At 62.3% G+C, this 21,002-nt stretch carries 18 protein-coding genes and 1 pseudogene; 11 read left to right on the forward strand and 8 right to left on the reverse strand.

Annotated elements, in window-relative coordinates:
* Positions 1-115: 115 nt before the first annotated feature.
* The 5 genes from XBLMG947_RS19165 to XBLMG947_RS19185 form a co-directional block, all read right to left on the reverse strand.
* A complete protein-coding gene (locus XBLMG947_RS19165) occupies positions 116-1,597 on the reverse strand; it encodes a benzaldehyde dehydrogenase (protein ID WP_065470160.1) in 1,482 nt (493 codons plus the stop codon).
* A 31-nt stretch (positions 1,598-1,628) separates the two neighbouring features.
* Complete coding sequence (locus tag XBLMG947_RS19170) at positions 1,629-2,396, reverse strand: coniferyl-alcohol dehydrogenase (protein WP_065470161.1); 768 nt, start codon at positions 2,394-2,396, stop codon at positions 1,629-1,631.
* Between the two features lie 174 nt (positions 2,397-2,570).
* The gene (locus tag XBLMG947_RS19175; RefSeq protein ID WP_065470162.1) at positions 2,571-3,101 is read right to left on the reverse strand and encodes a MarR family winged helix-turn-helix transcriptional regulator; all 531 of its coding nucleotides are present in this window, start codon (positions 3,099-3,101) and stop codon (positions 2,571-2,573) included.
* Positions 3,102-3,536: 435 nt separating this feature from the next.
* The gene (locus XBLMG947_RS19180) at positions 3,537-4,796 is read right to left on the reverse strand and encodes an HD-GYP domain-containing protein (protein ID WP_065470178.1); all 1,260 of its coding nucleotides are present in this window, start codon (positions 4,794-4,796) and stop codon (positions 3,537-3,539) included.
* A 148-nt stretch (positions 4,797-4,944) separates the two neighbouring features.
* On the reverse strand, positions 4,945-6,255 hold the full coding sequence (locus tag XBLMG947_RS19185) for an MFS transporter (RefSeq protein WP_065470163.1): 1,311 nt from the start codon (positions 6,253-6,255) through the stop codon (positions 4,945-4,947).
* A 466-nt stretch (positions 6,256-6,721) separates the two neighbouring features.
* Here XBLMG947_RS19185 and XBLMG947_RS19190 point away from each other — a divergent pair, with 466 nt between their 5' ends.
* Positions 6,722-7,267, forward strand: coding sequence for a gamma carbonic anhydrase family protein (locus XBLMG947_RS19190; protein ID WP_065470179.1), 546 nt, complete (start codon positions 6,722-6,724; stop codon positions 7,265-7,267).
* A gap of 24 nt (positions 7,268-7,291) precedes the next feature.
* On the opposite strand, the gene XBLMG947_RS19195 is transcribed toward XBLMG947_RS19190, so the two are convergent.
* Positions 7,292-7,558, reverse strand: a complete 267-nt coding sequence (locus XBLMG947_RS19195; RefSeq protein WP_083993272.1) for a YkgJ family cysteine cluster protein — start codon at positions 7,556-7,558, stop codon at positions 7,292-7,294.
* Positions 7,559-8,115: 557 nt separating this feature from the next.
* Here XBLMG947_RS19195 and ilvD point away from each other — a divergent pair.
* Entirely contained in the window at positions 8,116-9,954 is a 1,839-nt protein-coding gene (ilvD, locus tag XBLMG947_RS19200) for a dihydroxy-acid dehydratase (RefSeq protein WP_065470165.1), read from the forward strand.
* 117 nt (positions 9,955-10,071) lie between these two features.
* Here ilvD and XBLMG947_RS19205 read toward each other — a convergent pair.
* A pseudogene (locus XBLMG947_RS19205) lies at positions 10,072-11,099 on the reverse strand (integron integrase).
* 562 nt (positions 11,100-11,661) lie between these two features.
* Between XBLMG947_RS19205 and XBLMG947_RS19215 the strand changes: the two are divergent.
* From XBLMG947_RS19215 to XBLMG947_RS19225, 6 genes are all read left to right on the forward strand, one after another.
* The gene (locus XBLMG947_RS19215; RefSeq protein WP_065470166.1) at positions 11,662-11,976 is read left to right on the forward strand and encodes an isochorismate lyase; all 315 of its coding nucleotides are present in this window, start codon (positions 11,662-11,664) and stop codon (positions 11,974-11,976) included.
* Positions 11,977-12,957: 981 nt separating this feature from the next.
* Positions 12,958-13,731, forward strand: coding sequence for a DUF6988 family protein (locus tag XBLMG947_RS19220; protein WP_065470167.1), 774 nt, complete (start codon positions 12,958-12,960; stop codon positions 13,729-13,731).
* An 81-nt stretch (positions 13,732-13,812) separates the two neighbouring features.
* A complete protein-coding gene (locus XBLMG947_RS22945; protein WP_139074438.1) occupies positions 13,813-14,418 on the forward strand; it encodes a hypothetical protein in 606 nt (201 codons plus the stop codon).
* A 95-nt stretch (positions 14,419-14,513) separates the two neighbouring features.
* Positions 14,514-14,864, forward strand: coding sequence for a hypothetical protein (locus XBLMG947_RS22040; RefSeq protein WP_083993273.1), 351 nt, complete (start codon positions 14,514-14,516; stop codon positions 14,862-14,864).
* Between the two features lie 92 nt (positions 14,865-14,956).
* Positions 14,957-15,202, forward strand: coding sequence for a hypothetical protein (locus XBLMG947_RS22045; protein ID WP_083993274.1), 246 nt, complete (start codon positions 14,957-14,959; stop codon positions 15,200-15,202).
* Positions 15,203-15,689: 487 nt separating this feature from the next.
* The gene (locus XBLMG947_RS19225) at positions 15,690-15,965 is read left to right on the forward strand and encodes a hypothetical protein (RefSeq protein WP_065470168.1); all 276 of its coding nucleotides are present in this window, start codon (positions 15,690-15,692) and stop codon (positions 15,963-15,965) included.
* 187 nt (positions 15,966-16,152) lie between these two features.
* Here the strand turns inward: XBLMG947_RS19225 and XBLMG947_RS19230 are convergent, their stop codons facing one another.
* On the reverse strand, positions 16,153-16,584 hold the full coding sequence (locus XBLMG947_RS19230) for a winged helix-turn-helix transcriptional regulator (RefSeq protein ID WP_065470169.1): 432 nt from the start codon (positions 16,582-16,584) through the stop codon (positions 16,153-16,155).
* Positions 16,585-16,719: 135 nt separating this feature from the next.
* On the opposite strand from XBLMG947_RS19230, the gene XBLMG947_RS19235 reads away from it, so the two are divergent.
* The 3 genes from XBLMG947_RS19235 to kdgT all read left to right on the forward strand — a co-directional run bounded on the left by XBLMG947_RS19235 (position 16,720) and on the right by kdgT (position 20,836).
* Positions 16,720-17,598 (forward strand): SDR family oxidoreductase, encoded by an 879-nt coding sequence (locus XBLMG947_RS19235; protein ID WP_065470180.1) that lies wholly within the window; start codon positions 16,720-16,722, stop codon positions 17,596-17,598.
* A gap of 675 nt (positions 17,599-18,273) precedes the next feature.
* Entirely contained in the window at positions 18,274-19,725 is a 1,452-nt protein-coding gene (locus XBLMG947_RS19240; protein ID WP_065470170.1) for a porin, read from the forward strand.
* 154 nt (positions 19,726-19,879) lie between these two features.
* Positions 19,880-20,836: a 2-keto-3-deoxygluconate transporter gene (gene kdgT / locus XBLMG947_RS19245; RefSeq protein ID WP_065470171.1), complete on the forward strand. Its 957-nt coding sequence runs from the start codon at positions 19,880-19,882 to the stop codon at positions 20,834-20,836.
* Positions 20,837-21,002 lie beyond the last annotated feature (166 nt).

The following is a 21,002-nucleotide window of genomic DNA, read 5'->3' on the forward strand; positions in this document are numbered from 1 at the left end:
AAAAGGCAGTGCCAGGCCTACACAAGAAACGAAGGTAAATAGGCCCGGCACCATACCGTCATCGTGCAGCGATGGAGAAGGCCGAGTCAGCCACTCCATCACCAAGCCAGTGCGATCAGAACGGATACTGCGGCACGTCGTTCTTGATCGTCAGCCATTGCCAGTGCGTGTACTGCTCCCAATCGGCCGGGCCACCGACGCTGGTGCCATTGCCAGACGCACCGGTGCCACCGAACGGATTGACGACCTCATCGGCCACGGTCTGGTCGTTGATATGCAGCAGACCGGTGTGCAACTTCTCGCCCAACGCCAGCGCCCGCGAGACCGATGCCGACAGAATGCCTGCCGCCAGCCCGTACTCGCCTTGGTTGGCCAACGCAGCAGCTTCTTCATCGGTGTCGAACACAGTGATGTTGATGACCGGGCCGAACACTTCTTCGTCGAACACGCGCATGCCTGGGCGCACGTTGGACAACACCGTTGGCGCATAGAACAGGCCTTCATTGGTGGCGCCGGCCTCGACCACCGCCCCGGCGGCGACGCTATCGCTGACGATGTCGATGATGCGCTGCAGCTGGCGTTGGTCGATGATCGGACCCAATGCAACGGTGCCGCTGACCGGATCGCCCACGGGCAAATGGCGCGCTTTTTCGGCCAGCCGCGTTGTCAGCGCCTGCGCCACGCTGCGTTGCACCAGCACGCGTCCGGTGGCCATGCAGATCTGGCCCTGATGCATGTAGGAGCCGAATGCGATGGCCGAGGCGGCCTTGTCCAGATCCGCGTCGTCGAGCACGATCACCGCGTTGTTGCCACCCAGCTCCAGCGACACTTTCTTCAGATGGCGTCCGGCAATTTCGCCGATACGACGGCCGGCAGCCGTGGAGCCGGTGAAGGCGATCATCGGCACATCCGGCGACTCGACCAGTGCCTGGCCAATCTGCGCATCGCCGTGCAGCACATGCAGCAAGCCTTTCGGCAGGCCGGCTTCTTCCAGTACCTGCGCAATGATCACGCCACCGGTGTAGGGCGTGCGCGGGTCGGGCTTGAGAATCACCGCATTCCCCATTGCCAATGCCGGCGCCACCGAGCGCAGCGACAGAATCAGCGGGAAATTGAACGGCGAAATCACCGCGATCACACCCAATGGCAGACGACGCGCAAGGCTGAGTTGGCCGGCAGACGTCGGCAACACCTGGCCGCTGGCCTGCAGCGGCAGTCCAGCAGCCTGCTGGTAGAACACCACCGATTCGTCCACCTCGCGCTGAGCCTTGGGCAGGATGCCGCCGGTTTCGCGCGCAATCAGCAACGTGGCTTCGGCACTGCGTGCCTGCATCACCTGCGCGGCGCGATGAAAGACCGCCGCACGTTCGCGCGGCGGCGTGGCCGCCCAGGCGCGCTGCGCCTGTTTGGCCTGTGCGATAGCGGCAGCGACATCGGCCAGGTCGGCCTTGCTGACTTCATGCAACAAGGCGCCGGTTGCCGGCTCATAAATGGGCAAGTTGCCGCCGTGACCGGGCACCCATTCGCCATTGAAGAGACAGCCATGCCACGCGGGGGTGTCGGTCGCAGCGGTCGCTGCGCTGGAAAGAGCATTCATGGTCCAGCCTCCTGCTAAAAAACGTGTGGGTTTAGAGCGTAGTGGAAGCCAGCCCGCCATCGACCGGCAGGGTGATGCCATTGATCCAGCGGGCTGCGTCGGACGCGAGAAACACGATGGCCTCGGCCACTTCGTCGGCATACGCCGGGCGGGTCATGCGCTTGGCATCTTCCTTGACGCGCTCCTCGCCGAGCATGGCGGCGAAATCGCCCAGGATCGGGGTAAACACCGGGCCCGGCGACACGTTGTTGACGCGCACGCCGTGATCGGCGAACCAGGGCCGCGACTGTAGCAGGGTCCACACGATCAACGCCTCCTTGAAATATTGATAGCACGTGTCGTGGGCCACCGGATGCGCGGCCAGCCATGCGCTGCCGCTCTCGAAACTCTCGGCCGCGGCCAGTTGCTTATGCAGGTCCAGACGCTGCGGCCATTCTGCCCCCAGAATGGAAGCCACATTGATGATGGAGCCGCCCGACACGATGCGCGGCAGCAAGCCCTGGCTCAGATGACGCAGACCCAGATAGTTCACGCGCGCCACCACATCCGGCGGCACGGTGCCCGGCACGCCGGCCACGTTGGCCAATGCATCGATGTGGTCCGGCAAGGCCTGTACGAGCGCATCAATGGATGCCGGGTCGCCCAGATCGGCTTGATGAAAGCCGTGCAGTGTCATCTGCACTGGCGTGCGATCGACACCGATCACCTTGGCGCCATGAAATCGTGCCAGCCGTGCGACCTCCGCGCCGATGCCCGACGCCACACCGGTCACCACGATCGTCTTGTTCTGTAAATTCATTGCCATTCTCCGAAGGAGCCAGCTGTGCCGGCGCTAGAACACATGGACGTACTTAAAATCGACGCTGGTGCCGGACGCCGCATTGCTGACGTCCACGGCAGACAGGCGTTGGCGAACAGGCAATCGAAACGTTCGTTGAGCGTCGCTGCCGGGCAGCAGGCCGACGGACGCGGGTTATGGCGTGTCCAGACGGTCCAGACGATCCAGGGCGCGCAACAGCGGTGCTTCGCTGGAACCGAGCACCGCACTGAGCTGCTTTTCCATGCGCAGCACTTCGGCTTCGGCGGCGGTCAATAGCGCGGCACCGGCCGCGGTCAGCGATAGATGCTGCATGCGCCGGTCCTGCCGCCCACGCACCTGCCGCAGCAGGCGACGCTTGACCAGTCTGGCCACCACGATCGCCAGATTCGGCGGCGACACGTGCAACACATCGCCGATCTGGCGCTGGTTGATGCCCGGGTTGCCATCCACCAGCATCAGCAGCGAGAAGTCGACCGGCTTGAGGTCGAACGCCGCCACGCACTCCTGGAACATCCGCCGCACCAGCAACTCGGTGCGGGTGATGCGATATCCCAGCAACCGCAGCAGGCGCGCCTGATCCACCGTGGTGACAGCATCGGGCAAGGGCGCAGCAGGGGCGGTGACGGGCATGGCGGTTCTCGCGACGAAGGCAGCGGGCGGACCGGTCCGCGTGATGCGAGCCATCCGCAACGCCGATTTCCGGCGTGCGCCGCATTGTAGACATGACCAGGCCTGCCGATGCGGACGCCCACGCTGCCGGTGCATGCGCTGTGCGCATGTCCGCCGCACCACCCTTCCATGCGGGCGCCAGGCAGCGACGGCGCGCTGCGGATGGCGTGGGGCGGCGGTGATCCAGGCAAGACTGGACATGGTTCCGGTTGGTAAGTGATTGCGTTCCGCAATAGTTATTGATCATAACTACATTGCCAAGCTGCAGCGCAGCATGGTCGCGTCCGCTCGCCGGCAAGTGCTCGCCGGCCTGGGGGCGGCGAATGCCGCAAGCACGTCACAGGGCGTGCCGTTGAGTTCTCAGTCAGGGTGACGCCACGGTGGGCGGCGCGCATGGCGCAAGGCGCGCCACTGCAGGCGTCCCTGCCGGCACGGCACCGACGCAGCCGCTTACGGCAACCAGAGTTTTTCGAGATCGCGGAAGCCCCAATCGGTGGGGCTTTCCATCTGCGCGATGCGGTCCTGGCAGTCCGGGCGCGACAGGTCGATGTCCTGCACCAGCACGTGGCTGCGCAACTTGGCCGAATAGAACACGCGAACCTTGGGCTTGAGCAGCGAATCGGGCGTCTGCTCGATCACCACCGCGAGCTTTTGCGACTCCAGCCGCACCAGCGAGCCGACCGGATAGATGCCCAGCCGACGCACGAAGGCCTGGAAAATCGTCGGATCGAAATGGCCCTTCCAGGAAGCCATCTGCTTGAGCGATTCGGCCGGATCCCAGCCGCGTTTATACGGCCGGTCCGAGCTGATGGCGTCGTAGACATCGCACACCGCCCCCATCCGCGACATCAACGAAATATGTTCGCCCACCAATTGATTGGGGTAGCCGCTGCCATCCATTTTTTCGTGGTGATGCAGCGCGATTTCCAGCACAACCGCGTTCTGCACGCCGCCGGCCACCAGCAGCCGATGGCCATCCAGCGGATGCCGGCGCATCACGTCCATTTCTTCGGCGGTGAGCCGGCCGGGCTTGTTGAGGATCTCCAGCGGCGTCACCGCCTTGCCCATGTCGTGCAACAGGCCGCCCATCGCCGCTTCCACCACTTGCGCCTCGGGTAGGCCGAGCTGACGCGCCAACCCACTCATCAAGCCGGCCACCGCCATCGAATGCAGATAGGTGTAATCGTCGGCGGTCTTGAGCCGCGCCACGCTGATCAATGCCTGCGGATGCCGCAGTACCGAGTCGTTGATGGCTTCCACCAACGGCATGGCCGCCTCGGTGTCCACAGTGCGCCCGAGCCGCACATCGCGGAACATCGCCTCGACCATGTCGCGGCCGTCTTCGAAAATACGGCGTGCGCGCACCACCTCGGCTTCGATGCCGACCTGAGCGGTGACGCTGTTGGTACGCGCGCTACGCGGCGGTGCGCCAGGCTCCGGCGGTTCTGGCGCGGCAGGCTCCGAAGCAGGCGCGGGGCGCGGCGACGTGTCCGGTTCGGCGTGCGCGCCAGACGGTGCGGGCGCTTCCACATCCAGCCCACGCGCGGTATCGATCACCAGCTGCTCGATGCGGCTGTCATGGATCTTGTCTACATCGTCGGAATCGACCAGGAACGACGTCTTCCAGAACGGATGATGCACCCACGCGCCCAGCAGCTTGTAGACATACATGCCGGGGCGGAGTTGATCTGAGTCGATGGTTCTGAGCATGCCGGCACTGGTCTGCACAATGTCCACGAAGAGCCCGCCACGACTTGGCGGTCTGTGTGGTTATCGGCACTTGGCACGATTTCTTTGGTCCGTGCCCCGGTCTGGGCGAGCCGGGCCGCGACGCCGGGTACGGCGGCAACCGAGCAGTTCAACGCTCCGGCAACCGCATCGCGAGCACGGCGCCGGCGGCGAACAGCAAGGGCACGCTGCAGGCCAGATACAACATGGCAGGCGACCATCCGGCATCCAGCACTACCCCGGCGCCCAGTGGCGACAAGATGGCGCCAAGGCGCCCCACGCCGATCGCCCAGCCCATGCCAGTGGAACGCACCGACGCGGCGTAGAGCACCGGGGCAATCGCATACGCTCCCCCCATCGCGGCGCTCAGCGCCGCGCCGGTGAGCAATGCAAAGACAAATGCCCAGCTGAGCACCGTGCTGCTCAGCCCGAAGGCGACCATTGCAACGGCCACGATGACCAGTGCGCCGGCGGTCAGCCACGACAGGCGCGCACGCAGGGCCAGCCAGCTGAACAAGGTGCCGCCGACAATGCCGCCCAGATTCAACAACACCCCGCCGGTGAGGCCCTGGGCGGCCGACAAACCGGCCGTCACCAGCAATTTGGGCGTCCAGCTGAGCACGAAATAGAAGCTAAACATCAGCAGAAAAAAGACCAGCGCAATCAGCACCGATTGCTGCCGCAGCGTGCCGACGAACAATGCGGCATAGCCCTCGGCCTGCCCGGCCGCTGGCACCGGCGGGAGTGGTAAATGTGGCTGCGCGGGCATACCCATACGGGCCAGCACCGCGTTGAAGCGCGCATGCGCATGGGGCGGCCGGCGCGCGACCAGGAATTCCAAAGACTCCGGCAGGAAGGCGAGCACCAGCGGGACGCATAGCAGCGAACCGAGCGCGCCCAGCCAGAACACCGACGGCCAGGACCAGTGCTGCAACAGCAGCGCGGCGAGCGCACCTCCCAACGTGGCGCCGACCGGATAGCCGGTGGCCTGCAACACCGTAGCGGTGCTGCGCCAACGTGCAGTGGAATATTCGGCGGCGGTCACCGCCACGCAGGCCAGCATTCCGCCGATCCCGATGCCGGTGAATGCCCGCAATGCGCCAAGTTGCCAGGCATTGCCTGCCAGTGCAGAGGCGCCCATGCCGACGGTCAGGATCGCCAGGCAAATCAACGTCAGCGCGCGGCGGCCGATGCGGTCGGCCAGCGGTGCCAGCAACAACGAGCCCAGCGCCATGCCGACCAGTCCGGCACTGAACAGCGCACCCAACAACTTGCCCGACAACTGCCAGTCTGCCGACACGTGCGGTGCGGTAAATGCCATCGCCATCACGTCGAAGCCATCGAGCATCGTCAGCAACACGCACACCGCCACGGCCCTCCACTGAAACGGCGTCATGCGCTCCAGCACGAAGTGCCCAGACGGTGCAGTGTGCTGACGCATTGGCATGTCCTGTGGTGTGAGGGGTTGGTACGAAGACACCGCAGTCGCGATTGGCGAGAGCCGTGTGCGAGACCGTGTCGCACGCGCGGAGCAGTCCTGCGTGCGAGGACCGGTGCGCAAGGCCTAGCTACTGCTTGCAAGCTAGGCCGATTGCAACCCCCATTCAAGGCCGATCACCGCAGGGGTGTGCGCTTATCGGACACTGCGACAACGCAACTTCGCCTGCACTGCGATGTCTTCGGATGCCTTGCATGTCGTGCTGCCAGCGGCGTGGCGCATCCAAGCGCGCCACAGACCACGCGCCAAGCCCTGCCCAGGCAAACCAGTCGGCGCGCTTGCGTGCCGCACATCTGCGGTGTCGTTGCTGCAAGCGTGCTGGCTTGGTGCTGCCGCTGAGCCAACCATTGCGCAGGTATCATCCGCAGCGTGGCCGCAGGTGGCGGCACGCCGACTTGACGGAGATGCCGTGACCCCGATTCGCCCCTTCCTGGACCACACCCCGCAACTCGGCGCACGCGTCTACATCGACCCTGCCTGCACCATCATCGGCCAGGTGCGCCTGGGCGATGACGTCTCGGTTTGGCCGGGCACCGTGATTCGCGGCGACGTCAATCATGTGCAGATCGGCGCGCGTAGCAACGTGCAGGACGGCACCATCATTCATGTCAGTCACCACAGCCCGTTCAACAAGGCCGGCTACCCCACACTGATCGGCGAAGACGTCACCGTGGGCCACGGCACCATTCTGCATGCCTGCACCATCGAAGACCTGTGCCTGATCGGCATGGGCGCCTGCGTGCTCGATGGCGCCACCATCAAACGCTATGGCTTTGTCGGTGCCGGCGCGGTGGTGGGACCGGGCAAGGTCGTCGGCGAGGCCGAGTTATGGCTGGGTAACCCCGCACGCCTGGCGCGCACGCTCAGTGACAGGGAAATCGAAAGCCTGCATTACTCCGCGCAACATTACGTGCGGCTCAAGGATCAGTACCTGGGCGTGTCCAGTGGCAGCTGATCGCCGCGTTGCGCGCGCCGCAGCTCAGGGCCGGGTCGCGCGCTCCAGCGCGCTCAGCGTCGACAACGCCTGCTCGCGTGAGGTTCCGCACATCTCCAGCGACGGCCGCAGGTTGCCGCACACCGCCGGACGCAATGGCGAACCGAACAGCCGGCAACCCAGCTGCGCATCCAGCTGCACGCACGCCACGCCGGCAGGCTTGCCGTTGGGCATGCCAGAAATCGGCGAACTGATCGAGGGCGCAATGCAGCAGGCAGCGCAGCCCCGGCGGCAGGAAAGTGGCGAAGACATCTGGCTAGTGTAGCGGCGCAGCAGGTTGTGGTCCGGGCATGGTGGCGTGTGTCGTGCGACAGGCGCCCGGTTCGGCGCTTCCGGTGGCGATCTGATCGCAGAGGCAGGGAGCACACTGTTTGGCTTTGATTGGGATTTGCGCGACGGATGCTCAGTGATGTTTCCAGGCCTGCCTGGCATACCACCTGCCGCTACATCGATGACGGGGCGAGAACTGCAGATCCGCACCAAGAGCGGTTATCAAAACGCCGATGCTTACCGCCAGGCCGGCGTGGCGCTATCCGCATTCGGCATGCACTCCTCGCACACTGCGGCTTCCACGCGCTATCCGCACCGGCATGACGAGTGCGCGCGATCGTTGATTACCCGTTGTACATCCAGCGCTGCGCCGTGCCTGCATGGCCCATGCGGATACGCCCGCTATCACCGCCGCCGCGCACAGCACTGCGTGCTAACGTGCGCGGTCACCGGAACGCGCCTGCGACGGTTGCAGCAGCAACAGTCGCGACGCGGTCTAATTGCCAGCCACCGCTCGCCAATCAGCCGTCGACTTCGCCATGCCCGAGTATCGCTCCAAGACCTCCACCCACGGCCGCAACATGGCCGGCGCCCGCGCCCTGTGGCGCGCCACCGGCATGCGCGATGGCGACTTCCACAAACCCATCATCGCCATCGCCAACTCGTTCACGCAGTTCGTGCCCGGGCATGTGCATCTGAAGGATCTTGGTCAGCTGGTCGCGCGCGAAATCGAACGCGTCGGCGGCGTGGCCAAGGAGTTCGATACCATCGCCGTGGACGACGGCATCGCGATGGGCCACGACGGCATGCTGTATTCGTTGCCCAGCCGCGAAATCATCGCCGACTCGGTCGAATACATGGTCAATGCGCATTGCGCCGACGCGCTGGTGTGCATTTCCAACTGCGACAAGATCACGCCGGGCATGTTGATGGCTGCGCTGCGGCTCAACATTCCGACCGTGTTCGTCTCTGGCGGCCCGATGGAAGCCGGCAAGACCAAATTGTCCGAACATAAACTCGATCTGATCGACGCAATGGTGATCGCTGCCGACGACAGCGCATCGGACGAGAAGGTCGCCGAGTTCGAACGTAGCGCCTGCCCTACCTGCGGCTCGTGCTCGGGCATGTTCACGGCCAACTCGATGAACTGCCTGACCGAGGCGCTGGGCTTGTCGTTACCGGGCAACGGTACCGTGGTGGCCACGCACGCCGACCGCGAACAGTTGTTCCTGCGTGCCGGACGCGTGGCGGTGGAACTGTGTCACCGCTGGTACGGCGCCGAAGACCCCACTGCCCTGCCGCGCGGCATCGCCACCTTCGAGGCATTCGAAAATGCGATGACGCTGGACATCGCCATGGGCGGCTCGACCAACACCATCTTGCATCTGCTTGCGGCTGCGCAGGAGGGCGAGGTTGCATTCGGCATGCAGGATATCGACCGCCTGTCCAAGCGCGTGCCGCAGCTGTGCAAGGTGGCGCCGAACACGCCGAAATACCACATCGAAGACGTGCATCGCGCCGGCGGCATCATGGCCATTCTCGGCGAACTCGCACGCGGCGGCCTGCTCCATACCAACGCCGCCACCGTGCACGCACGCACGCTGACCGATGCCATCGCGCAATGGGATGTCACCCAGACCGACGATGAAAACGTGCACACGTTCTACAAGGCCGGCCCGGCCGGGATTCCCACGCAGGTCGCGTTTAGCCAGGCCACGCGCTGGGACAGCCTGGACACCGACCGCAGCGACGGCTGCATTCGCGATGTCGCACACGCGTTTTCGCAGGAAGGCGGCCTGGCCGTGTTGTACGGCAACATCGCCCGCGACGGCTGCGTGGTGAAGACCGCGGGCGTGGACGAATCCATCCATGTCTTCGAAGGCAACGCGCGCGTGTTCGAGAGCCAGGATTCGGCGGTCAAGGGCATCCTCGCCGACGAAGTAAAAGCAGGCGACATCGTGGTGATCCGCTACGAAGGCCCCAAGGGCGGCCCCGGCATGCAGGAAATGCTGTATCCCACCAGCTATCTCAAATCCAAGGGCCTGGGCAAGCAATGCGCCCTGCTGACCGATGGCCGCTTCTCCGGCGGCACCTCGGGCCTGTCGATGGGCCACGCCTCGCCGGAAGCCGCCGCAGGCGGTGCGATCGGCCTGGTGCGCGACGGCGACAGGATCCTGATCGACATCCCCAATCGTTCGATCAACCTGCTGATCTCGGATGAGGAACTTGCTCTTCGCCGCGCAGAGCAAGAGACCAAGGGCTGGAAGCCGGTCGAGGTGCGCCCACGCAAGGTCACCACGGCGCTGAAAGCGTATGCGTTGCTGGCGACCAGTGCGGACAAGGGTGCGGTACGCGACAAGGCCATGCTGGACGGCTGAACCGTTGTTGCGGCTGCATCGAGATTGGACCCTTTGCCGGCATGCGTAAATGCACCGGCAACGGGACCGATACGTGTCACCCCAAGGCTGCAAGCAGCTACCGCCGGCATGGCCGCATCACTCGTCGCTGACCGTCAGGCCGAGCGCATCCAGCGGACTGCGCACCGCAGACGCACCGAGGCCTATACCTGCGGATAGATCTGCGTGGTGGCCACGTCCTTGTGACCTAATGACTCTTGCACAGTGCGGATGTCGTTGCCAGCCTCCAGCAAATGCGTCGCGAACGAATGGCGCAAGGTGTGGCAGGTGGCCGGCTTGGCGATGCCGGCACGGCGACGTGCCACCTGTACCGCACGCTGCAGGACTTCCTCGGACACATGATGCCGACCCACCCAGCCACTTCGCGGATCCCGCCACTGGCGCGCTGATGGAAACAGGTATTGCCAACCAGGTTCGGCGTCGGTATTGGGATACTTGCGTGCCAGCGCATGCGGCAGGAACACCCGTCCGGCACCGGCCGCCAGATCGGCGGCATGGACCAGCAGTGCACGTTCGCGCTGACGCATGAGCGCGTCTCGAAGGCTAAGCGGTAGCGGGACCCACCGATCCTGACCACCCTTGCCGTCACGCACCACGATCTCGCTGCGCTCGGCATCCACATTCTTGACACGCAGCCGCAGGCATTCCAGCAAACGCATGCCGCTGCCATAGGGCAGACTGGCCAGCAACCAAAACGGTGCCTCCAGCACGGCCAACAGGCGTGAAACTTCCTCGCGCGAAAGCACCACCGGAATGCGCCTGGGGCGCTTGGGGCGCTTGGGGCGCACCAGGTTTTCCCTCCACGGCAGCTCGATGCGCAGCACCTCGCGTTAGAGAAACAACAGCGCCGCCAAGGCCTGATTTTGCGTCCCTGCCGACCCCCGCTCATCGGTGACGAGCCGTGTCAGGAAAGCCTCGACCTCCACCTGCCCCATCTGTGCCGGATGGCGCTTGCCGCTGGCCAGGATGAAGCGCCGTATCCCGCTCAAATACGCCTGCTAGGTGCGTAGGTTGTAGTGCCGAACCCGCAGCCGATCACGCACCTGATCCAACAGCTTCGGCCCCGACCGCGCTGTTACGCCTCCATCTCCCTGGTTGTAATGCATACGCCTGCCCAACAGTGGGATAATACCATCCGCATCGATGTCAGGCGTGGACCACACTATCGAGTAAGTGGTTGATATTGGATAGAAAGAGCCTATTCCCACGCGTCCGCCGATTGCGGGTACTAAGTGCAACACCGCGGTTAGGCGGTCCAATAAACGTGGCCGACTTTGGGGTTCAATAGCAGGAAGTGAGTGGCGCAACACGCCCTGTGTTATCTGCCGTCCGGCTACGGAGGCAGACGTCGCAGCGGGCTCCGCAGTCTTCCACTTACCAGGTGGTTCCTCTGCCGTCCCAATGGCACTTCCTTGCTGTGCAATCCAGTCACTTGAGGATGGCTACGAGCAACCTGTGGTCATTGTCCAGGCAGAGCCTGCGCCTCACGGCACCATCTTGGGAGTGCGCCTGCTGTCCGGCTGCAACGGCATTTGCATGGCTACGGAGGTCAGGTTGCTTCCTAGCGGGTTTGTGCCGTAGGTTGGCGCCTAATAATTCATTCAAGCCAAAGTTGCTTCGCAACTCGGCTTCATTCAGGCGTTAGGCGCACACACATCAGGAACAGGGATGCAGATCGAAAACAGGTTATCGCCAGAGCAATGCGCAGGAATGGACGACATCCGCGCCGAAATCGACTTAATTGATCGCGCAGTTGTCATCCTCATCGGCAAACGCTACCAATACGTCCTGGCGGCCGCAAATTTCAAAACTTCAGCCACCTCAGTTCGTGCACCTGAGCGCTTCAAAGCCATGCTCGAACAGCGCCGCCAATGGGCCGCGCAGGAAGGCCTCAGCCCTGACGCCATTGAGCGCATGTTCTCCGACCTGGTGAACCACTTCATCAAAGAAGAGATGCTGCGCTGGAAGGCTACGCATGCTTGAACCATCTCCCATCTCACTAGCGCCTAACTGGGCGTTGCAGCAGACGCCTTCACCAGCGCACGCTTCGGCCACGCCAGGCGCGCACCCCTGAACTTGGGCGTTAGGCAATGGTGGAGCAAATGCGTTGGTGGTTGCCGCTTCGGTAAGTTCTCAGGCATGCATGCGGTCTGCTCCGGGCAGCAGTGACTGCTGTTATTGGTTGCGGTAAGCCCGGTGCTTCGCCTTGGCATGTTGTGAGCGCGCTGCGCTCATTGCATTTGGCGTCGGTGGCATCACGCGCCGCCGCATGGCTGGTCAATCTCCATTCCGCAAGCTATGCCACACTCGGCCCAGGCGGCGGTACTGGGGAGCATGGGGTGCACCATCCAACCGTTGCGGCCACTCACTGCCTAACAACTCATTCAAGCCGAAGTTGCTTCGCAACTCGCTTAATTCACACGTTAGCCCGCTCGGGAACTACATGGCCAGTGCAACCAACAAACGTCTAGTAGTCGGCGCCACCCTTAGCGGGGTCGCAGCGCTGATGCATCTGGCGTGCCTTGCCGTGGGCGCCCCGCTGTTTCGGCTCCTGGGTGCCGGAGAGCAAATGGCACAACTACACTTTGCCGGCCACTGGTATCCCACCGTCGCTATCCTGGTCATTGCCAGCGTTCTTGTTGGGTGGAGTGCTTACGCCCTCTCCGGTGCCGGTGTATTCGCAAACTGCCGTTACGGCGTACCATCCTCGCCGCAATCACGACCATCTACATTAGTTCGGGGCATCGCATTCGTGCCGATCATGGCTTACTTCCCCGGAAACAGCATGACGTTCTGGCTTGTAAGTTCTTCCATCTGCCAGCTGATCGGCCTCGTCCATCTTGGGGGCCTTCGCCAGTCTTGGCGAAGGCTTTCTGCCAGGGCAGCCTGACGTTCATTCAAGCCGACGCCGCTTCGCAGCACGGCTTAATTCAGAAGTTAGGTGCCTAGTGAGGCTACTAAGAGATGTCTGACGGACGTATCCTCACCATGGCTATCCGCGAAGCGCTCGTCCACATGCATAACGAAAACCCTGTCTCTGAGAAACAATTGAGGGAGTCGGCGGCTAGCGCGCGCAAGGTCAATGAAGATGCTTTGTCATTTTTAAGCAATCTTCCACCAGTACGGACGGAGCGCCACTATGTTGCTCTCCAGCTATTTCGCGCTGCATTTGACCATGCCCGTGGGCTGCTCTTCTTGTTAGAAGCGAATCCTGTTGACATGGGGGCACCTGCATTAGCGCTACACAGGTCTCAAATCGAAAATTTTCTGAGGGCTGTATTTCTTGGATTTCTTGCTACGGACGAACAAGTTAGAGACTTCCTTAACAAGGATCTTGGAATTAGAGAAAAAAATCACAACAACAAGTGGCAAAATATAGGAACCGTCGAGCTAGCAAAGCATGTCGAGTTATTCATCAACGATTTCTTAGATGATGCACCAAATGATGCTTTGAAGTTTTCTAGGATGGTTGAGAACACTTGGACTCCGCTTTGCGGCTTCGTGCATGGTGGGCGCGCAGTGCATGCTCTTTACCGGGATGGGCAAGGAGAGATCGGGAGCGACATTCCGCTAGATGCATTAATGCAATGCGTAAGCAACTGTTTTGTTATTACAAATTTTTCTTTTATGGTCGTCATTAGTCGCATCCACGGACTCCCGGGAGTTCCTGACACCGAACCATTTAGTGTTTCGTTCGAGAATTTCGTTAGACTTCAACAGGTGCTCAGGGTCAATTGACCATGACGACACCTAACAATTCATTCAAGCCGAACCCGCTTCGCAACTCGGCTTAATTCAGACGTTAGGCATAAAAGTGCCATGGACATAGATAATATACTTCAAGATCTTCTTCAACAAGCCTCTAGCCAACGGAACGAAACATTTCTATTCCACTTCGAATTTGAAACACTTGCTGTAAAGGGCGTATTTTTTGCTCGTTCAAAAACCTTGACCATAGGAATCAAAGAAAAGAATGTAGGTTGGCAGATAGATGTCTCAAATGGAGCCCTCTCAAATATGATCCCCAATGAGGATTATACACAAATAAGTGCCGCACTAAAAAACGAAAGTGGGGAATACAGTAATCGCCCCTTTTTCTTAAAGCTGAAATCCGCCCTCGCAGAAATTGCCACCTCACCCCGGCCACTCTCACCAACCGATGAAGAAATAAAAGAGCTTATCCGGGCGTGTAAAACCAAAGACAAAAAATATGATCCGGAAGGTGAAAAGCCATTTTTTGATCATTGGCGCAGAGTGCCTCCAAGCAACGAAAGCAAGAGAAAAATTCAACGCTATTTTGGTGTAGAAGTGAAAGAGGCTTGTTATAAAAACAAAGTTACAGCCGTTTGGTCTGCCGAGCCAAAAGATAACAGCTTATTGTTCTTAAGCCCACAAAGCGCTAAGCGAGAAATCGAAAATGCCTAACATAGTACTCAACCTCGCTCCCTTCGGTCGCCGGCGCTTCGCGATGAAGCCGCTGAGCGCCGGTTAGCTCTACGTTAGGCCCTTGGAGTACGACATTGGATAATTACAAAGGACAGGTCAGGTCTGCACTTTGGCTGGCCGGTATTTTAGCTGCCGTGAGTGTCATGACTATGCTTTCCTTGCTTGCTTGTTACGCTATTGAATCGCTTTCTCTTTCAAAGAAAGGTTATTTATTGGGCGGCGCCGTAGCCGCTATTTTTGCCTTGGTTTCTCAAGATCGCTACAACCGGTTTAAAGCTCTACTAGTTCCAAACACTTTTTCTACTGAGGAATTCAACAAAGTCCTCATGAAGTACTGCAAATATCAATCCATTGGTAGTTGGGTTTTTCTTGTCGTGGCAATCTTGGGCGTAGCTGTTGGCGTTCTCGGATCCATAAAGCAGTAGTTTGGTCGGCGACGCTGGCCTGACAATTCATTCAAGCCGAAGCCGCTTCGCCGCTGGGCGTAACTCAGGCGTAGGCGGCACAGGAGAGTTTCATGCCAAGCAAAAAGGTTTACTGGTTTCCTGCCAAGACTTACGGATGGGGCTGGGGACTGCCAAGTGTCTGGCAAGGCTGGCTTGTTTATGGCATCGCGTTCGTTCTTCTAGTTGCCGGGTTCTTCATCTTCCCGCCGACCGCTGAGCCCGTAATTTTTCAGATTTATATCTGGGCAGTTCTACTAATTCTTGTGGCCATCTGCTGGGTCAAAGGTGAGCCGCCGCGTTGGCGTTGGGGCAAGTAGGTGCCGTCTAACAATTCAAGCCAAACCCGCATCGGGGCACCGCCTGGGTGCTTTTCCGCTACGCTAGCATCCAGTCGCCACCCCACTCCGGGTCGGCTTAACTCAGCTGTTAGGCTGCTAAAAAACATGAATACCTGAGGCACTCATGGAACAAAAATACCAACTCATTACCTCGCCACTTTGCCGATCAATCAGCGCCAACGGCCATACAGTTCAAGTAGAGATTTATCGCGGGCCTGACACAGCTTGGACACTTGAAGTTATTGACGCATCCAACACGTCTACCGTTTGGGATGATCTGTTCGCTACAGACCGGGCCGCTTTGGACGAGGTGCTACGGACAATTCGGGACGAGGGCATTGAAACGCTTGTAGGACCAGCGGGCGCCGGGTTGCAGTAGTGGCGCAGCCTAATCATTCATTCAAGCCGGCTCCCATTCGCGGGCCGGCGTACTTCAAGCGCCATGGCGCTTTTCAGGATTCAGTGCATGGATAAGTCACAAGCAGACGCAATTGCGCAGGCCCTACTTCAGCCGGATCTGGAAGCGCAAGAAAAGATTCGTCGTCGGCGTGCCGCGGAAGGCCAGGGCGTGGCGGACCGTCGGATGGTTGCCTGGTTTTCGCTTTCCGGCTTGGTCATCGGTGCCGTTGTGGCACATCTTGCTGGCTATCGCTTCACAGATGGCATCATGTGGGGTGGCATCGCTGGCGGCGCCGTTGGCTGGGCTGCACTCAGGTTGTATCGTCGCCGGCTGGCGCCCTGACAATTATTCCAGCCGACAGCACGACGCAGCGCGGCTTGACTCAAGCGTCAAGCCGCACACGAGAGATATGTAAGCAAGGGCGCCGCGAGCGCATTCTGCGGTCAGGGCCGACAGCCGATGCGCACGCCGGAGCCCCTCCGCACCACGTTACCGGATTGGCTTGAATCGCGGTGACGTGGTGCGGCGCCTACGCCATCGCGTCATCACGATCCAGCGCGACCACCGTCTGTTGCGCGCGATCGAAGCGCTCGCGGGCGGCGCGGATGTCGGCGTGGTGTTCGCCCGCCCAGTTGAGCAGTTGGGAGACCGGGCCGAGCAACGCGATGCCCAGCTTGGAAAGTGCGTATTCCACGCTTGGCGGCTTGGTGGCGTAGACCTTGCGAGTGATCATGCCGTTGCGCTCGAGGTTGCGCAGGGTCTGGGTCAGCATGCGCTTGGAGATGTCCGGCACGGCGCGCTGGATGGCGCTGAAACGGGATGGGCCGGGGATCAGCGTCAGCAGGATCAGCAGGGTCCACTTGTCGCCAATCTGGTCGAGCACATCGCGCACGGGGCACTTGGTGGCGTCGAAGGGACCTTCCAGAGACGGCGGCGGCGGGAACAGGGCAATCGCGTTCATGGGGGTATCTCACGGTAACCAAGGGGAAAAAAACTGCCTCCTTGCGGAGGTCCGGGCGGCGCTGACACTATTCTGGCGGACGAATAGGTCTAGATAGTAGACCAAATCTCTTAAATAAACTTAATGGAGCGCATCATGACATCTGCATCCCCCCTGATTCTCGTCACCGGCGCCAGCGGGCAGTTGGGTGCGTTGGTTGTCGAAGCGCTGCTTGGGCATGTGCCTGCCAGCCGCATCGTAGCAACGGCCCGGGATACCGCGTCACTTGCTGAGTTCGCAAAACGCGACATCGTGGTACGTCAGGCCGACTATGCGGACCCGCAGAGCCTGGACACGGCCTTCGCAGGCGTGGGCCGCGTGTTGCTGGTGTCGTCCAATGCGGTGGGCCAGCGCGTGCCGCAGCACCGCAATGTGATCGAGGCTGCCAAGCGTGCCGGAGTGGAACTGCTGGCGTACACGAGCATCCTGCATGCCGACACCAGCACGCTGTCGCTGGCCGACGAGCATGTGGCCACCGAGGCGCTGCTGCGCGAGAGCGGCGTGCCGCACGTATTGCTGCGCAACGGCTGGTACACCGAGAACTACACCGGCTCGATCGCCGCAGAAATCACCCACGGCGCGGTGATCGGCAGTGCTGGCGGGGGCAGGATCAGTGCCGCTACGCGCGCCGACTATGCCGCGGCCGCTGCAGCGGTCCTGGCCTCCGATGCCCCACAGGCAGGGCAGGTGTACGAACTGGCCGGCGATACCGCGTTCACGATGGCCGAGTACGCCGCCGAAGTGGCGCGGCAGTCGGGCAAGCCGGTGGCCTATCACGACCTGCCGGAAGCCGATTACGCCGCAGCGCTGGTGCAGATCGGCCTGCCGGCTGGCTTCGCACAGGTGCTGGCGCAGTGCTCGGCGGCCTCGCGCGGCGGCGACCTGTTCGACGACAGCCACACGCTCAGCCGGCTGAGTGGTCGGCCCACCACGCCGCTGCGCGACGCAGTGGCCGCGGCGCTCGCAGCGCGCTGAGTCGCGGCGGCACTCACTGCGCTGCCGCGCCGTTCGGCACGCAGTGAGTCGCTCATCGTTGATGACGTTCCGCGCGTGTCACGGTTGGCCGGCATCTGATGCGGCGATCGAGCCATCGCGGTATTGCTTAACTGATGGCTCCAGACACCTGGGTAGCCCGCACACTGCGCCATCCCATTACGGCGCAGCACATGAGAGCGTGGCTGTGCCACTAACGCTGCCACGTTGCATATGCTGGCCGATGCTCAATGGTGGCGCATGCGTGCCTCATGGCCGCGTTACACACTGACGCGCATAGCACCTGATGCCGCGCAACGATCGGCGACCAACAACGTCAAAGGCACCGATGACCCCTGCCGGACCTCCCTCATGCCACCACCGCACACTCCCGCGTGCAGCTCCGCTCGGCCACTTGCGCTAAGCGACGCGCAGTTGGGCACGCCTCACGCCGGTCGCATAACTGCCATCGCTCCGACACGACAGTGAAACAAGGCCGGCGCCACCAGGCTCCACTAATGTCACTAAAATGACATCAAATCTAAATATAACTGCTGGGATTGCCGCTACGTCAGGATGACCGGCGCCCTCGCAGGCGCTTCAACGCCGTGCAGCCGCCCTCTGGCAGCGCCGGATCGACGCAGCCGCCGACCCGTTTTCCTTGCACGAGCCGGACCAATGAAAAAACGCAATCTCGCCACCGTCTTGTGCGCCCTCAGCGCGACCGCCAGCGGCAGTACGCTGGCCGCCGAGCTGGAGCTTTACGTGGACCGCAAGACCAAGCAGATCTTCGCCGAGCCCGCGCCGGGCCGCGACAAGCTGGGTAGGTTCGTGCAGGTGGACGAAAACGGCAAGCTGCCGGCGTCGGCGATGCCGGCAGCGCCCGCACAACCGCTGCCACCCGCGCCGGGTGCCGCCACGCCCGCCGACACGGCCATCGCCCAGGCCGCTCCTGCTCCGGTTGCGGCGCCAGCGCCAGCCAAGTCCGGCGACGCCGGCAAGAAGTGGTACGACAAACTCAGCCTGCGCGGCTACACCCAGATCCGCTACAACCAAGGCATCGGCGGCGATGCGCAGGATCTGCGTTCGCCGGGCGACCGCTTTATCGGCAGCGACCAGAGCCTGGGGATCCGGCGTGCACGCCTGGTGCTCAGCGGTGATCTCAACGAGCACGTGTCGCTGTATTTCCAGCCGGATTTCGCAAGCACGCCCACCAGCTCCACCACTTCCAACTTCGCGCAGCTGCGCGATGCCTACGCCGATATCTACTTCGACAAGAAGCGCGAGTACCGGGTGCGTGTTGGCCAGTCGAAAATGCCGTATGGCTGGGAGAACCTGCAATCCAGCCAGAACCGGCTCACGTTGGACCGTGCAGACGCGCTCAACTCCGGCCTGCGCGACGAACGCGATATCGGTGCGGTGTTCTACTACAGCCCCACCGTGGCCAAGAGCCGTTTCCAGGACTTGGTCAAGTCCGGGTTGAAGGGCTCGGGCGACTACGGCGTGATCGGCGTCGGCGTGTACAACGGCCAGGGCGCCAACCGCCCCGAACGTAACGACAGCATGCACGCGGTGGTGCACGCGACCTACCCGTTCAAGTTCGCTAATGGCCAGTATCTGGAAGTGGGCGCCGACGCCTACGCCGGCCGCTTCGTGCCGACAGCGGCGGCAGTGAATATCGGCGGCCGCAGCTTCACCCCGGCCATCACCGACCCCAATGGCTATACCGACCAGCGCGTGGCCGCGCACGTCATTTATTACCCGCAGCCGTTCGGCCTGCAGGCCGAGTGGACGGTGGGGCGCGGCCCGGAACTGGATGCGGCGCAGCGGCGCATCCGCACCCGCTCGCTGAGCGGTGGCTATGTGCAGGCGATGTTCAAGCACGATTTCAACTACGGCACGCTGCTGCCGTACCTGAAATGGCAAACCTACCGCGGCGGTTCCAAGTTCGACACCAATGCGCCGCGCATGCGTCTGGACGAAGTGGAAGCCGGTGTCGAATGGCAGCCCATGGATGCGCTGGAACTGGTGTTCGCTTATTCGAAGATGAAACGCACCGACGTCAGCGCAGCGCCCTATCCGGTGGTGGAAGGCGATTTGCTGCGGCTGCAACTGCAGGTCAATTACTGAGCAACATCGGCAAGCGCCGGTCATGCCCGCTGCGGCGGCCGTGGCCGCTGCATTCGCATACGGCCGCATGCGTTCGCGCCGGGATCTGCGTGCGCGTTAGCGCCTGCGCGATGCTGCCGGCCACGCGCGGCCTTACGCGCTCACTGGATCGTGCATGCGTATCAAGACCACGGTAGAGCGGCTTCCTGGCGGGATGATGCTGGTCCCCCTGTTGCTCGGGGCGCTGTGCCACACGCTCTGGCCACAGGCCGGCAGCACCTTGGGGTCTTTCAGCAACGGCCTGATCAGCGGCACCGTCCCGATTCTGGCGGTGTGGTTCTTCTGCATGGGGGCCACCATCCAGCTGCGCGCCTCCGGCCGCGTGCTACGCCGGTCGGGCAGTCTGGTGCTGACCAAGATCGCGGTGGCCTGGCTCGTCGCGGTCCTGTGCGCTCCGCTGCTACCCATTGCCGGTGTGGCAAGCGGGCCGCTGGCGGGGCTGTCGGTCCTGGCGCTGGTGGCAGCGATGGACATGACCAACGGCGGGCTGTATGCCGCGTTGATGCAGCAATACGGCAGCAGCGAAGATGCGGGTGCGGTGGTGCTGATGTCGCTGGAATCCGGCCCGTTGGTCTCCATGCTGATCCTGGGAGCCAGCGGCCTGGCCACGTTCGACCCACATCTGTTCGTCGGTGCGGTGCTGCCGCTGTTGCTCGGCTTTGCACTCGGCAACCTCGACGCGGAATTGCGGCAGTTCTTCGCGCAGGCGACCCACACGCTGGTGCCCTTCTTCGGCTTCGCACTGGGCAACACGCTGGATCTGTCGACCATCGTCCACACCGGCGTGAGCGGGGTCCTGCTGGGCGTGGCGGTCATCGTGATTACCGGGCTGCCCTTGCTGCTGGCCGACCGCTGGATCGGCGGCGGCAACGGCACAGCCGGGGTGGCCGCCTCCAGCACGGCCGGCGCCGCTGTAGCGACTCCGGCCTTGATCGCAGGCATGGCGCCGCAGTTCGCGCCGGCGGCACCGGCGGCCACCGCGCTGGTGGCCAGTTCGGTGATCGTGACCTCGTTGCTGGTGCCGCTGTTGACCGCATTGCACGCCCGCAGGAGCCGTCCACGCATCGGCTGAGGCCTTTGCGCCTGTCATGCGGGTTGCAGTGAGATGCGCTGGCCTTCAGCGGTGCGCCATGCAGAGCGATGGCGCGATCACACTCGGTGCAACGCCCGCGCACATCCGCTGACGATCATCTGGACAAAGTGAATGGGTGGCACATACCGATTCCAAAGCACCCGCC

It is taken from the genome of Xanthomonas bromi (assembly GCF_900092025.1).
In the GTDB taxonomy this organism is placed as follows: domain Bacteria; phylum Pseudomonadota; class Gammaproteobacteria; order Xanthomonadales; family Xanthomonadaceae; genus Xanthomonas; species Xanthomonas bromi.

Coding starts and splice junctions, on each gene's coding strand:
- XBLMG947_RS19165 (WP_065470160.1), bottom strand. CDS start 1,597: ATGAATGCTCTTTCCAGCGCAGCGACCGCTGCGACCGACACCCCCGCG.
- XBLMG947_RS19170 (WP_065470161.1), bottom strand. CDS start 2,396: ATGAATTTACAGAACAAGACGATCGTGGTGACCGGTGTGGCGTCGGGC.
- XBLMG947_RS19175 (WP_065470162.1), bottom strand. CDS start 3,101: ATGGCTCGCATCACGCGGACCGGTCCGCCCGCTGCCTTCGTCGCGAGA.
- XBLMG947_RS19180 (WP_065470178.1), bottom strand. CDS start 4,796: ATGCTCAGAACCATCGACTCAGATCAACTCCGCCCCGGCATGTATGTC.
- XBLMG947_RS19185 (WP_065470163.1), bottom strand. CDS start 6,255: ATGCGTCAGCACACTGCACCGTCTGGGCACTTCGTGCTGGAGCGCATG.
- XBLMG947_RS19195 (WP_083993272.1), bottom strand. CDS start 7,558: ATGTCTTCGCCACTTTCCTGCCGCCGGGGCTGCGCTGCCTGCTGCATT.
- ilvD (WP_065470165.1), top strand. CDS start 8,116: ATGCCCGAGTATCGCTCCAAGACCTCCACCCACGGCCGCAACATGGCC.
- XBLMG947_RS19215 (WP_065470166.1), top strand. CDS start 11,662: ATGCAGATCGAAAACAGGTTATCGCCAGAGCAATGCGCAGGAATGGAC.
- XBLMG947_RS19220 (WP_065470167.1), top strand. CDS start 12,958: ATGTCTGACGGACGTATCCTCACCATGGCTATCCGCGAAGCGCTCGTC.
- XBLMG947_RS22945 (WP_139074438.1), top strand. CDS start 13,813: ATGGACATAGATAATATACTTCAAGATCTTCTTCAACAAGCCTCTAGC.
- XBLMG947_RS22045 (WP_083993274.1), top strand. CDS start 14,957: ATGCCAAGCAAAAAGGTTTACTGGTTTCCTGCCAAGACTTACGGATGG.
- XBLMG947_RS19225 (WP_065470168.1), top strand. CDS start 15,690: ATGGATAAGTCACAAGCAGACGCAATTGCGCAGGCCCTACTTCAGCCG.
- XBLMG947_RS19230 (WP_065470169.1), bottom strand. CDS start 16,584: ATGAACGCGATTGCCCTGTTCCCGCCGCCGCCGTCTCTGGAAGGTCCC.
- XBLMG947_RS19235 (WP_065470180.1), top strand. CDS start 16,720: ATGACATCTGCATCCCCCCTGATTCTCGTCACCGGCGCCAGCGGGCAG.
- XBLMG947_RS19240 (WP_065470170.1), top strand. CDS start 18,274: ATGAAAAAACGCAATCTCGCCACCGTCTTGTGCGCCCTCAGCGCGACC.
- kdgT (WP_065470171.1), top strand. CDS start 19,880: ATGCGTATCAAGACCACGGTAGAGCGGCTTCCTGGCGGGATGATGCTG.